The sequence below is a fragment of the Vibrio sp. E150_011 genome, from assembly GCF_053544015.1.
This window is the reverse complement of the sequence record NZ_JBHFOL010000006.1, coordinates 249,192-262,103: the sequence shown is the minus strand read 5'-3', so window position 1 is coordinate 262,103 and position 12,912 is coordinate 249,192. Positions and strand designations below refer to the sequence as shown.

At 42.8% G+C, this 12,912-nt stretch carries 13 protein-coding genes and 1 pseudogene; 5 read left to right on the top strand and 9 right to left on the bottom strand.

Annotation, left to right across the window (positions count from 1 at the left end):
- From ACE1OE_RS12395 to ACE1OE_RS12375, 5 genes are all read right to left on the bottom strand, one after another.
- Positions 1 to 568: BCCT family transporter (locus tag ACE1OE_RS12395; protein ID WP_449211251.1), on the bottom strand; the 568-nt coding region annotated here is incomplete at its 3' end.
- Between the two features lie 603 nt (positions 569 to 1,171).
- Entirely contained in the window at positions 1,172 to 2,002 is an 831-nt protein-coding gene (locus tag ACE1OE_RS12390) for a hypothetical protein (protein WP_449211250.1), read from the bottom strand.
- Entirely contained in the window at positions 2,002 to 2,859 is an 858-nt protein-coding gene (locus ACE1OE_RS12385) for an ABC transporter ATP-binding protein (protein WP_449211249.1), read from the bottom strand. The genes ACE1OE_RS12390 and ACE1OE_RS12385 overlap by 1 nt, the downstream gene beginning before the upstream one ends.
- A complete protein-coding gene (locus tag ACE1OE_RS12380) occupies positions 2,856 to 3,242 on the bottom strand; it encodes a GntR family transcriptional regulator (protein WP_449211248.1) in 387 nt (128 codons plus the stop codon). Before ACE1OE_RS12380 ends, ACE1OE_RS12385 begins: the two co-directional genes overlap by 4 nt.
- Before the next feature lie 176 nt (positions 3,243 to 3,418).
- Positions 3,419 to 4,402 carry a diguanylate cyclase domain-containing protein gene (locus tag ACE1OE_RS12375; RefSeq protein WP_449211247.1) on the bottom strand — a complete coding sequence of 328 codons (984 nt, stop codon included), beginning with the start codon at positions 4,400 to 4,402 and terminating at the stop codon, positions 3,419 to 3,421.
- Between the two features lie 317 nt (positions 4,403 to 4,719).
- Here ACE1OE_RS12375 and ACE1OE_RS12370 point away from each other — a divergent pair, with 317 nt between their 5' ends.
- Entirely contained in the window at positions 4,720 to 5,139 is a 420-nt protein-coding gene (locus tag ACE1OE_RS12370; RefSeq protein WP_102469273.1) for a VOC family protein, read from the top strand.
- Positions 5,140 to 5,404: 265 nt separating this feature from the next.
- Here ACE1OE_RS12370 and ACE1OE_RS12365 read toward each other — a convergent pair whose 3' ends face one another.
- Together ACE1OE_RS12365 and ACE1OE_RS12360 are read right to left on the bottom strand one after the other, a co-directional pair.
- Entirely contained in the window at positions 5,405 to 5,986 is a 582-nt protein-coding gene (locus tag ACE1OE_RS12365; RefSeq protein ID WP_449211246.1) for a hypothetical protein, read from the bottom strand.
- A gap of 43 nt (positions 5,987 to 6,029) precedes the next feature.
- Positions 6,030 to 6,572: an outer membrane beta-barrel protein gene (locus tag ACE1OE_RS12360; protein ID WP_449211245.1), complete on the bottom strand. Its 543-nt coding sequence runs from the start codon at positions 6,570 to 6,572 to the stop codon at positions 6,030 to 6,032.
- Positions 6,573 to 7,862: 1,290 nt separating this feature from the next.
- On the opposite strand from ACE1OE_RS12360, the gene ACE1OE_RS12355 reads away from it, so the two are divergent.
- The 3 genes from ACE1OE_RS12355 (at position 7,863) to ACE1OE_RS12345 (ending at position 10,414) form a co-directional block, all read left to right on the top strand.
- Complete coding sequence (locus tag ACE1OE_RS12355; protein ID WP_449211244.1) at positions 7,863 to 8,399, top strand: J domain-containing protein; 537 nt, start codon at positions 7,863 to 7,865, stop codon at positions 8,397 to 8,399.
- A 1,099-nt stretch (positions 8,400 to 9,498) separates the two neighbouring features.
- Positions 9,499 to 10,059, top strand: coding sequence for a DUF2301 domain-containing membrane protein (locus tag ACE1OE_RS12350; RefSeq protein ID WP_449211243.1), 561 nt, complete (start codon positions 9,499 to 9,501; stop codon positions 10,057 to 10,059).
- A 160-nt stretch (positions 10,060 to 10,219) separates the two neighbouring features.
- On the top strand, positions 10,220 to 10,414 hold the full coding sequence (locus ACE1OE_RS12345) for a YwbE family protein (RefSeq protein ID WP_102469267.1): 195 nt from the start codon (positions 10,220 to 10,222) through the stop codon (positions 10,412 to 10,414).
- A gap of 76 nt (positions 10,415 to 10,490) precedes the next feature.
- Here ACE1OE_RS12345 and ACE1OE_RS12340 read toward each other — a convergent pair whose 3' ends face one another.
- Positions 10,491 to 10,661: a hypothetical protein gene (locus ACE1OE_RS12340; protein WP_198593058.1), complete on the bottom strand. Its 171-nt coding sequence runs from the start codon at positions 10,659 to 10,661 to the stop codon at positions 10,491 to 10,493.
- A gap of 872 nt (positions 10,662 to 11,533) precedes the next feature.
- Between ACE1OE_RS12340 and ACE1OE_RS12335 the strand changes: the two are divergent.
- A pseudogene (locus ACE1OE_RS12335) lies at positions 11,534 to 11,894 on the top strand (mannonate dehydratase); the annotation flags it as partial.
- A gap of 184 nt (positions 11,895 to 12,078) precedes the next feature.
- On the opposite strand, the gene ACE1OE_RS12330 reads toward ACE1OE_RS12335, so the two are convergent.
- Positions 12,079 to 12,822 carry a hypothetical protein gene (locus ACE1OE_RS12330; RefSeq protein ID WP_449211260.1) on the bottom strand — a complete coding sequence of 248 codons (744 nt, stop codon included), beginning with the start codon at positions 12,820 to 12,822 and terminating at the stop codon, positions 12,079 to 12,081.
- Between the last annotated feature and the right edge of the window lie 90 nt (positions 12,823 to 12,912).

The window sequence follows — 12,912 nt, the reverse complement described above, 5'->3', positions numbered from 1 at the left end:
CTTTGTTATAAACAAAGTAGGCAAGCGAAAGTGCTGTCATGCCGTAGATAGCCCAAGCATGGAAACCCCAGTGGAAAACGGCAGCGCCAAGTGCTAATTCACGTCCTTCAGGCGTGTATGGCTCAACACCTAAAGGTGTACCAAACCAATTTGTATAGAACGCAGTTGGCTCTGCTACGCCCCAAAAAATAAGTCCAATTCCCATTCCTGCCGCGAATAACATGGCGATCCAAGACATGGTGGAGTAATCCGTGGTGGCACTGTCACCACCCAAGCGAATTTTGCCTAATGGGGAAAACGCGATCCCAAGAGCGAAAATTAGCATAATATTTGCGGTCCACATAAACACGAAGTCGAACTTAGATAAGGCGGCGGCCTTTACTGAATCAATAGCGGCTTTTGCATCGGCGGGTGAAAGAATCAATAGTGCAACAATGAACAGAATGGACAAACCAGCGGATGCGGTGAATACGGTGTTATGAACATCCATTCCCCATTTGGTGATATTGTCTTGACCGACTTGATAGTCTGTAGAATCTATACTGTATTTTTTTGACTTAAACTTCATAACTTAGAGGTTTTTTAATCGCAAAAGCGACTATAAAAACCAACTCCATGTTTGATTAGAAATGGATTGGATTGTTAATAAATAAAAGGAAATTTGTAATCTGACCTTTATTAACGTGGTATCGCAGTGCAGTTAGCTCCGAGAAAATGACGCAATCATACGCACGATTGCTCGAGGGTGGCGCGAAACGATATTTTAGGGGAGGTTAGTCACCTTGATACATTGTAAATCAATGCTATTTATCGCATTCAACCCCACGATTTGACATTGACAATCATATTGATAATACCGGGTATCGTAGAACGGTTATTCCTACAATGAGAGGTTGCTGGAGCTTTCCTTAGTTAGCTCTTTAGTGATTTGATACAATATTTTCCGGTGAATCACTGGTTTATCATTTAAGGAAACACACGCATAAACTGACCATATTACGTCACGCAACCGTTACGAGCGCCATTATGCCTGATTCTTAGTCTTTGAGGGAACGTACTTTGTTAGTAGTTATGATTGGGTTGATTTCAATCATTATTTATAGTGATTCCAGAGGGTTTCAGTGAGAGGGCGGCAAAGCGAGGGCGATGCCCCCACTTTGTGCTCATATATTTAATTAACCGTTCGGCTCAATTTGAGGCTTGCGGCCCATGCTAAAATGCCGATAGAGGCATAAATGGCAATGTTAATCCAACCTGCCTCAGGGAGAGCACTAAATGGATTATGAGCAAGAATAGCATGCAATGGCAAAGAGAAAATCGCTGAGAAGAACTGATCGACACCATAATAGTTAAATATTGCAATTGGCATCCAGCGTAAAGCGTAAATGGCAATTAAGATAACCAACAGTGGTGACTTGACCTTCTGAGAAATGGCCATTGCAGCGAGTGCCAAGGGTAACAATAAGACGCCTGCAACGACCATTCTCAATAAAAACTCAATCCAATTGATGAACACGTAGCCCAGTGACGCTTGACGATACAGCAGCGCTAACTGATGCTCAGTCGAGACATTAAGAACCCAAAGCATTAAGTCTGCAAAAAAGACCAGTATTGAACACACTAAAGGAATGACGAGTAAACCAAAGACTAGCTTCACGAGATGTGTTTTAACATCACTGACGGGCATACTACGCCAAAACATAATACTGCCCTCTGAACGTTCTTTACGCAGTGTTCTGGGAAAATATTGTGTGCCTAGTAAGATCGACAGTAATCCCACTCCGCCCGCGATCAGCATATTTATATCATCACCCATACTCATATGGATGTCGCTGACGTCGCCGCTTACGTCCATTTGGAAAAATAGGTTGTCTTGCAGCGTTGCGCTGCCGATCAAACTGATAAAAAGTAATAAACCACAAGCAAACATAAACAAAGGAATACGTGTGACCAATGGGTTTTCTAACCACTCTTTGCGTAACATGGCGATGATTGAACGCATTATATGGTCTCCTTTTGCAAGGCCAGGAATAGATCTGCTAGTTTCACACCATATATGCTCCCCAGTCCTTCAACTTGGGCGGCATATTGAGAGGAAAGCAGCCATTTGGTGGTACCGAGTCCTTTTTGTGAGGACAGGGGATTCATGGAGTTGATGTGATCGTGGTGCTCGTCGCGAGCATCAAGGATAAAGTAATCTTCACTGATACTGTCCATTGAGGCTTGTAACACTGGGCGGCCATGTTTGAGGATCAAGACATCGGTGAGCAGATGTTCAATCTCCGCTACTTCGTGACTGGCAATAATCAGTGCGCGTTCACCATCATGGAACCATTCCAACAAGTGGCGATAAAACGTATCTCGGTAGACTAAATCTAACCCTAGAGTAGGTTCATCTAAGATCAAGATTTGAGTATTTGTGGCAATGACGATGGCCAAATGCAATTGTACCTTCATTCCTTTTGAGAGTGATTTGATACGTGTGCGAGCTTTTATGTCAGTTTGACTTAGTAGCGAATCCGCTTTGTCACGACTAAACCCAGGATGGACACCTTGGGTATAATTAAGAAGCTGGGCAACGGTCATCCAACCTGGCAGCACGTTGACATCGGATATATAAGACAAGCTTTGCATGATTTTATCGCGCTGCTTAATGGGTTCAAAACCATTAATGCGAATCATACCTTGGTATTCATGCGTGCCGAGTAGGGCATTAATAAGGGTCGATTTACCTGCGCCATTGTGACCGAGCAAACCAAGAACTTGCCCCGCATGCAAATCAAAACTAACGTCATGCAGAGCGTCTCCCTGCTGGCGATATTGTTTGGAAGCGTGTTGTACGCTGACTAATGCGTTCATTGGTCACCTTTAGTGTCTGATTTTTCTATATGTGGTGTTAACTGTTGGATAAATTCTTCAAGTGACATCCCCAAGCGTTGCAACGTGGCAGCGATTTGTGGAAGTTGCTGTTCAAGAAAACGCGCTTTTTCATCGGCAAGTAGCTGATGGACGGCGCCTTGAGCGACAAACATACCCTGACCCCGTTTTTTTTCGACCAAACCCTCATCCACGAGCAACTGATAGCCTTTCATTACGGTCAGATGGTTGATTTTCATATCTGACGAAATACTGCGAACGGATGGCAAAGCGTCGCCTTCTTGCCAGATTCCTTGCAGAATTTGTTGAGTGATTTGATCGGCCAACTGACGAAAAATCGGTTGGCGATCATGCCAATGCGTCATGTATGACTTCCTATCTGATTTGGTGTTATATATATGTATAACACCAAGGGTGTGTAAAAGAAAGATAAATCGATTCCACGACTTCAGTGGGGTTGAAGTGTGTCGCCCGAAAGGTATCGTTTTAATGATGTGTGTTTTTTTCGTAGCCGTTAGTGATTCAATGGTAGGTGTGACTATTAAGTGGCATTAACTTGATTAGCAATGGGCATTGAATCAATGGTCTTCACATTATTTTTGCCGTGCTTCTTAATGTCGTACATGGCTTGGTCGGCTTTTTGATAAATATCTTCGAAACGATGTCCCCCCTTCTGAAAGAGACAAATACCGATACTCATCCCAATGTCGACATTATCAAGGCTCTGATTTATAGCAGGAATAATGGACAGAAACAGTTGCTCGCAAAGCGTCGTGAGCTCTACTTGTTCTGAGTAGGTGCATAATATAACAAATTCATCGCCACCAATGCGCCCTATGTGAGAGTGCTTTGGGGCCAATTCAGTTAGACTTTTTGCGATGTTGATAAGTACGGTATCACCAATGTGATGGCCTAAATTGTCGTTAACCGCTTTAAAATTGTCGATATCAAAAAATATCATGGCTGATTTTTGTAACGTATCTGATTGCTCGCCGAAAAACGCGCTGTCCGCGATGGCCGTTCGATTTAATAGTCCGGTAAGTGGATCGGTTGAGGCCAGTTTTGTCAGTTGTTGCTCATAACGTTTTTCTTTTGTGATATCGATGTGAGTGCCCATCATACGAAGAGGCGCTCCACATGAGTCATATTCAACGATTCGCCCTCGGTCATAAATCCAGCTATCGCTGCCATTATTGTGAATCATGCGGTGGACCACTTCGTATAAATCGGTTTTTCCCGCTAAATGATCGTTTAATGCGCCGACCGCAAGGTCGTAATCATCTGGGTGCAGATTGTTTTTCCACGTTTCTACGGTAGCGGCTGACTCGTTAGGTTGGTAGCCGAGCATTTGGCCCCATTCCATGTTGAAAATGGTAAGAGTACCGGATGGGATGTGTTGCTCCCACAAACAAAGCCCATTGCTATCGAGTGCAGCATTTAACTTTTCTTGAAGACGAGCGTTTTTACGCCTAAGCGCCTCGTTTTCCTTTTCCAAGTGAGCAATCTTTTTTAGATACGCTTCCATGCTATCCAGACCAAGTGAAAGTAGAGTAGACAATATACGAAAGCTACGCCGCGGTTGCTATGATCAGCTTTCTATAATGGCGATATGTCCGATTAATCGTGAAGCGAGTCAACATTTACTCCCAATCGCGATGTTACTACCAAGAATCAGCAGGCCATTATGTTTTTTTAATTAGCTCTAGGTGTATTTGAGGTGTGACTACTTCATCCATTTGTCGACGGGTGCTTTCAGAGTTTGAAATAACTGCTTTACTTAAACTTAGGTTTAAGTATTAGCATGGATTGTGTTGCGTACAGACACACTCAAGGAGAGAAAAAATGATTCAACTCGAACATGTCAATCTAGTGGTAAAGGATATCCCGGAAATGTTGACCTTTTACCAAGCGGCATTCCCACACTGGTCTATTCGTGATGAGGGAAAAGGGGACTGGAATGGTAAGCCGCGGAACTGGCTGCATTTTGGTGACGATTATCAATATATTGCGCTAAGTGACAATGGTGAAGGGGGCAATCGCGATTTATCTGGACATCAGGTCGGTCTCGCTCATTTTGCCTATGTGACTGATAATATCGACAGTGTTATAGCTAGGCTGAACCAAGCGGGATTTCAGGTAGCAAAACCCGGTGCGAAAGAACCTTACCGAAAAAATAGTTATTTTATTGATCCTGCAGGATTTGAAATCGAGTTCGTGGAATACCTAACTGATGACCCTAAGCTACGTAATCGTTCCAGCTAAGGCTACTGGCAGTCAATGTCAACGCATGACAGAAGGCGGCATATGGCTAATTAGTTCTCTGTCAGTTCTAGTGGTCACCTACCCAGCCAAAAGGCCAGTAAAAGCCGTAATGCCAATCAGTTAATCGAAAATAACAGATTGAACGATCCTTCCATAATGTCAAAATCCGAGTGTTACCTTAGCTCTCGGATTTTGCAACAGAACCATTAATAAGTAATACAACTGAAATGACGTAACTGTGTGAACGTTGATATCAGCGCCAAAACTAGGTGAACGTTTTTACTTCACTGTGTTCGTTGATCAAGGATATGATTCTTGGTTTACCACCAACACTCACCACATGCTTTGAGGCGATTTCAAGTGCTGCCACACACGTCGCATAAGTCGAGTGTTCGCGGTCTTGATTGAGTGCTGCGAGTGCACCCATAGCAACTTCAGCACCAGACCCTACGGACGCGTAATTGGAATGAATCTGCAACACTGAAAAATCATCTTGGATTTCAAATATGATGCTTCTGACGATGACGAGGAACGAACCACCGACTTTGACGGTGTGCTCTTGATTGCCAAAGTTACCTTTAATAAATAAGTCAATGACGGCTGGGACAAATTTATTGACCATATAGGCCATAATATCTTGTGTCTCAGGGTCGAGTGGTGGAATGTTAAAGGAAAACTCTAAGAGTTGTCCCATTCGCCAAGATGTCGTGTAACCAATTAAGAACTCGCCCGATTTAAAGACTTTTCGATTAGTAACAACGCGGCACTTTTTTTCTCCTGATGACAAAGAATCAGAGCCCATAAACATGTCTCCATCATCATTTACGACGGCAACAATACAAGTCATGAAATTTACCTTAAAGTTTTGCGGATAGAGAATCTCTTGAGTTCTAGTTAAAGCGGTAGCCTACATCGACTAACCATTGCCCTGATTTTAATCCATTTGTTTCCTTCGAGTACCCAACACCAGTCATAAAGTGCTCGCCAAATTCTCCTTTGACTCCTGCCGACGCAACAAAACTGTTGTCTTTTTCGTCTTGGCTTCCGGCAGATACTTTGTCCCATGACCAACCAGCTGTAACGTACGGTTTAACTACGATAGAGTCGGTGGCATGATACGGGACACCAAACCCTACTGCTGCTTGGTACCGGACGAGGTCAATGGATTGTGTTTCAAGGGTGCCATTTTGACTGTTGAATGAATCGTTTGACGTTGTGGTTACTCGAAAATCAGTGAACAGGTTCTCTTTCATCGATGGGACAATATAACCCTGTGAATAGACCGAATAGCCTTTGAGCGTTTCGCCATGACTACTGTCGGTCGCATAGCCCCCACCAATCGTAATTCCAGAAAAAGCGTCGCTGATGGCTCCTGCATGGCTCACTCCTGAGATTAAGCTGAGACAAATGAGCGCGAGTGAAGAATGCTTCATGATAATGACCTTTGTAGTGAATGTGGACGTAGTATCAGGGGAATGATGAAAATAAAAGAGGAAGAGTGTGATATTGGCGTTGCATCTTTTATTTTGATTCTTAAACTTAACCTTATGAAGGGGTAAGTGAGGCTTGCCAGTTTGTTGCAAGGTCCCATTTTCAACATGACTTCAAACTAAATCGGTTACAGTGTTTAAAGCTCTAGTCAAGATGATAGTGATCGACCAGATGAGTGGGTGGCGTCGATTTCATCCTCGTTGCCATCATGTCATTCAAGTGCGCTCACTAACCTCAATTCGAGCCTTACGTCTATGCGATGTTCGATACGCTCATTTAGTTCAGTTCAACACCTCGTTCATTTGTTCTAGATTTCGCTCATAAATATCACGAAATAGACACAGGGTTGGCTTGTGCATCGTCAGGAAGACTATTCGATGGTTTAGGAAGCGCCGTCGGCACGGAGAGCAAACAGGATATTGAAAGGATGCAACCCTTACTAGGATAGGTAATGAACTGAGGAAGGCTGTGGGCACTTTGGACACTGCTTAGGAAGAGTGAGGTAAGCTAACGAGGATGGTTAGCGGGTAAGGAACACTATTTGGGACACCGCTAGGATGGCGATGAACGGAATAAGCTGACGGATTTCAGCATTTCTGTCATGGATTGATGTATGGAGCATCTTTAGTAGCGGGATTGCTGCGAGTAAGAGTTATAACCCGAAGCCGCAAGGTCTTGGGGTTTTTCTTTTTCGGCAATACCTCACGCACACACTATTGGACTACGGCCTCATAGTTTGTCATTTTCTAATCCCTCAAAATTAGGCCGTCATCCTTGGAAACGAGGGTCTACCAACGCGTACTACTCACATAAAATAGAAACGAATTCCGAAAAATAGACTCATACCGCGCTGATGAAGATCCCCTTTTTTCAAGGGGGGACGGTTTATTTTGATTAATGAGAGCAGTCACGCTTTTAGACAAAAGCTATCCTTAATCAGTAATAAAAATATCTAAGAATTCGTCATTCCTTTGAAGAAAGGAATCTACCGACAACCCTCTCGGAACCACAAGAGTATCATATGGTGGCTAGCTTAGTTTTGCCCCATTATGAGCCAGAACACGAAAAAGAGGTTGTTCAATCAGCCTCTAGATTTTTGCCAGTACGCACTAAGTGCCGTTACGTTAAATCTCTATAGCGTAGCTACTTAATGCGGCTATACCTCTGTGAATATACCCTCAACAACTTACTTGGTATTATTACCCTATATTTTTTTGTGAGTTACTTTTATCATGTTTGATTTTTTTTCGTCAGCCCATGCTGAACAGAGAGCAGTTTTGTTTGAAGGCAGTGAGGAGCTTTCAGTCAAAACAGCTCATTTAATGCTAAGCCGTCTCCACACTGATTATTACAACGATACCGAAAGAGAAAGGGCTACATACGTATTAGCTAAGCTAGGATATTTAGATGCAGGCAATAAACGAGAAAGCAAAGATAGAGAAAACTCTTTGTTAGAGCAAGCGAATGAAACTATCCGTAAAGCTAACCAACGAATAAATGAACTGAAATCTTTACTTAGTGAGGCTGAGAGGGATATTAACTCTCTGACTCAGGAAAATACCAACTTGAGAAGTCAACAACCTGAGTCTAACTGCACTTTAACAGAGCGCGATATTCTTGGGTATGAGTCGTTACCCAGTAGGCACGAACTTAGAAGGCGCTATAAAAGCCTAGCATCGCTTCATCACCCAGATAAAGGTGGAAGCAAACCGATGATGCAACGAATTAACGACTCATATGATAAATTGAAGAACGAAGTGACATCATAAACTGTTCAATAAAATTGGCTTGAATAAGTGATCTGCACCAGTAAAGCTGGACATTAGCCTAAGAGAAAAACGTTATCAAACCTCTCAAAAATCGGTAGTAAATCCGTAAGTTAATCATCAAAAACCACGCTTCCATGCACCTAAAACGCGCTAGGCGTGATTTTAACAAGAAATACTTGGCTAGTTACCCCAAAACCATTTTGAAAGTTTGTGACGGTTTTGAGCGTTGATAAGTAGATCTCTTATACTTTTTTTAAAATGTTCGAACTTGCTATGAAAGTCTCATTTTAACAAGTTTCAACAGAAGACTTTCTTGTGGACAGCAAGCTCACTTTTGTCCAAGAATGTGCCCGTTCGGTTTTCATGAACGCAGAATAAATTCTGGCATGTTACTGCCCGACAAATAAAACTAACCGTCATCCCCTTGAAAAAGGGGATCTCATTCAGCGGGTTGCGAACTCGATGAACTTAACTTAATCGAATTTTTTCAATTGTCTATGCGCTTTGTGAGATCCTCACTTTCGCGAGGATGACGAATGTTGTTAGTTGGAGAAAAAAGGAACCTAAACCGTTTATGTCCATAAACGTGCCAGTTCGGTTTTCATCAACGCAGAATAAATTGTGGCATGTGACTCCTCCACAAATAAAAACTAATCGTCATCCCCTTGAAAAAGGGGATCTTCATCAGCGCGTTGTAAAGCTATTCGGGTGTCATTCGTTTCGATTTAAGCGAGTCACACGCTGATGAAGATCCTCGTCTGCACGAGGATGACGGCATAATAGGGATGGGTTAAAGAGCAATAGGCTAAGAGCGCTAGGTCTAAAAACGAGTTTCAGTGTGCGGGGAGTGGCTTTGATTCCGTAAACGCTGTGAGTAGATTTCTGCCTGCGTAGGAATGACCATATTTGGACTCGGGTACTGGTTATTGTAATAAAGACCCAACGCCGACAACCGTCGGTAAATCAATACATTGAGTAATACCTTGGTTATTCAAAGTTCATTGTTAACCAGTTTCTGAACCTTTAAGATTTTCGAACGATAATCATGCTTGTTATGCCATGTGTTAGAATACCTGCAATTAACGACCGGAAAGCAGCCATGGCAAATCCCGAATACACAGAGAAATTAGACACACATGATAAAATAAGTGTTTGCTTGTATCGCACTGGCATCAGTTTGTTTGCTGTTGCGATGTTCGCTTATTCGTTGGTTGCCTCTAGCATGATCGGCGTATTTTCGCTGTCCCCCTTTGTGGCATTGGCTACTGTCATGACGCTTTGTGTCGCTAGCGCCCTAACTGCCGGTAATTTGCACGTGTACAGTAAGCATGTTCGTAGCATTATAGTGGGGGCAACATGGATTGGGTTATTGGTCATGTTGTTTGGTGGAATCGACGTATCATCGTGGATTGCATTGGGCTTTTTGTTTGTTACTTTTTCCGGTGTCGCGCTAAAAGAATCCTTTTGCTTCAAGGTATATGGGCTTAAATTTGTCCCCGTTTTACTAGCATTGAATACGCTATTTATTGGGCAAGGTTATTGGCAAGGCGTAATGGTGTGCTCTGCGGTCGTTGGAATAATTATGACTTACCTTGCCATTCAAAAATGGAGAATGCCGCTGCACTTTGATATCGGTATCAAGGCAAATTATGAGGTGTGAAGACCGCCATTAATGTTCAGGTTTACATTTTGCTCGTCAAGCCTCGTTTGAACGACTTAAGCCGTTAATGAATGTGGTGTTTTAGGCAAGGAAAGTCTGGTCGACTCGGCAATGCATTGCGTGTATCGTCTAAAACAATTGAGTAAATAAGGTATAAATCATGAGTGGTACAACCCGAGCTAATATTCACCCAGGGCTAGAAGTAAAGATTGTTCTGAAGCAGGATCAACGAAGTGGGACATTGACGTCGGGAGTAGTGAAAGACCTTTTGACCAAATCGCCTAGTCACCCTCATGGTATTAAAGTCCGCCTTGAGAGTGGTGAAGTGGGTCGTGTAAAAGTGATCATCGACTAGTTACTTTGGCCTAGGGCATTTGGTTGACTCGATGATGCTTTTATTACCGAGTCAACATTCCTTATCGTGTATATATTCAGTCTTTCTTTTCAATCGTGATTTCTAGCGTTTTGCTGTTCCCAGCAAACCACTTCTGAACATATAAAGAACCAACAATTGGCGCAGTACCTTCTTCAGGTACTTCCTTGTAGCGCACACTGTTTTTTGTCTCTTTCTCATATTCAAATTGAACGATTTTCTTTGCCATGGGTCATTCCTGTTTAATGCTTGTTATCGTAATAGTGTTTTAAAGTGAGGAGTCAAACAACGGCGCTTGAGAGCTTACCAACTATGATAAATGCGCTGCACTATTACGTTTTAATATGTTGTGACTATATCAAAATCATGGTCAACAATCGATAATCTCTCGTCTTGGCAACATCGTATTAACTTGCGAATGAATGGTTATGACTATATGTCTCTTAGGCTTGTGCGAGATCGCTTACGCTTCCGTGAGTGAAGGGTAGGAATGGTATTGCGAATATGAGTTATCTATGAAGGTAACTATCTGTTATTTAGCGTTATATTATTCATTGTCGTTTTTTGAGTGTTTTTTTTACATCCTAGTAACACGTCAATTTATCGTGACTCCATTATTATATCTCTTGTCGACAGGATAGCGACACGGAACAGGAAAGGCTCAAGGAATGGGCATCGTCAGGAAGACGATTCGATGGTTTAGGAAGCGCCGTCGGCACGGAGAGCAAACAGGACATTGAAAGGATGCAACCGTTACTAGGATAGGTAACGAACTAAGGAAGGCAGTGGACACTTTTGGATGAAGTAGGGAACAAGCATCAGGATAGATGCCATGGACACCGCTTAGGAAAGAGTGAGATAAGCTAACGAGGATGGTTAGCGGGTAAGGAACACCATTTGGGACACCGCTAGGATGGCGATGAACGGAATAAGCTGACGGATTTCAGCATTACTGTCATGGATTGATGCATGGAGCACCTTTAGTAGCGGGATTGCTGCGAGTAAGAGTTATAACCCCGAAGCCGAAAGGTCTCGGGGTTTTTCTTTTTATTGCTGCTTAATGGATGGGTTGTCGCTAATTTTGGCAAGTTTATAAATGGTAATGGCATTGATAAGTCAAAACTACGTGAACATATGGTGTTGTTTTTAGAAGAACTCATGCCAGTGTGCGATCAGTTTGGACTCAAGTTAGCGCTTCATCCCGATGATCTTTCATGAAGCGTCACACCTAGAAGGTGATGTGGATATGTATAACGTCATTAACGCACTGCTTAAAGAAGAAAAGCGTCGTAAAGATGATGGGCAAGTCCGAATGATCCCAATGCGTCCCGATCATGGCCACCAAATGATTGATGACCTCAAGAAAAAGACTAACCCTGGCTATTCATGCATCGGACGATTAAAAGGCTTAGCTGAAATTCGAGGCTTAGAATTGGCATTGAGAAAAACGTTCTACGAGTAACCGAAAAGGTGTAACAATAGGCGTTTTAATGGCTAATCATGTTTGATTAGCCATTTTTTTAACTGAAGATCAATGTCGCCAGTAAGCCGCGTTCGTTATCTTGAATAGAGCACTTCATTAATTTAATTGGGTTTCTATCTAAAGGCTAATTCTAAGGATGATAATTAGGAGCGAAGTTGCTGGTCTACAACTGATAGTTGACCTCTATGCGATGATCGCCGTTTTCGATTGAGGTATGTTCTGACCAGTTCGCAAAATAACGTATGTTTAAGCGAGCGTTTATTTGATAAGACGCCGAAAACTCGTGAGTCAATACGTTCCCACCACCGGCCATACCGCTATCCATATACTCTTGAGAACCGGATAATGTCGTCATCCACATCGGATTGTAATTTAGCCAAATGTTATCAGTGATCGCGAGTTTACTATAAGCACCCACAACAGCGAATGTACCGGGAACATGGTACCCAGAATCTGCATCGTTAGCGAATGAAACGCCTGCTCCTGCCAACGGGTACAGATTCAAGGGACCATATTGGGGTAACGCTTGGATCAAACTGTACGAAGCCGTTCCACTTTCGTTGTTGAGATCATAAGCAATGTCAATTTGGTTTCCGCGCCCGTTAGTAAGGTCAACACCAAAGTTTCGGAAGCGGAAAGAGTCAATAGAATCATTGGCGGTATCTGACCAACCTAAGGCCTCGCCACCTATTCCTTTTAGCTCAATAATATTCATAGCGGCCGTGGTTTCTTTTCCCGTATCGTATGTTTGGCCGACTTTTAAGTTAATACCTTTATTGGTGTAACCCGCGCCAATCTGAGTAAATACAGCGAGTGGGTCAGACATGTCTTGGAGGTCGTCTTCATCTTGGGCGAAGGTATCATTCGCATATATCAAAGGCATACTGATGGCTAAAATGCTGAGCATCGTACTTTTACGACATACGTGATTTAATTTAAGAAGGTTGCCGAGATCTGTGCTGAGGGTATGGTTGGAGGTGCCAGTCATGTTGTTACA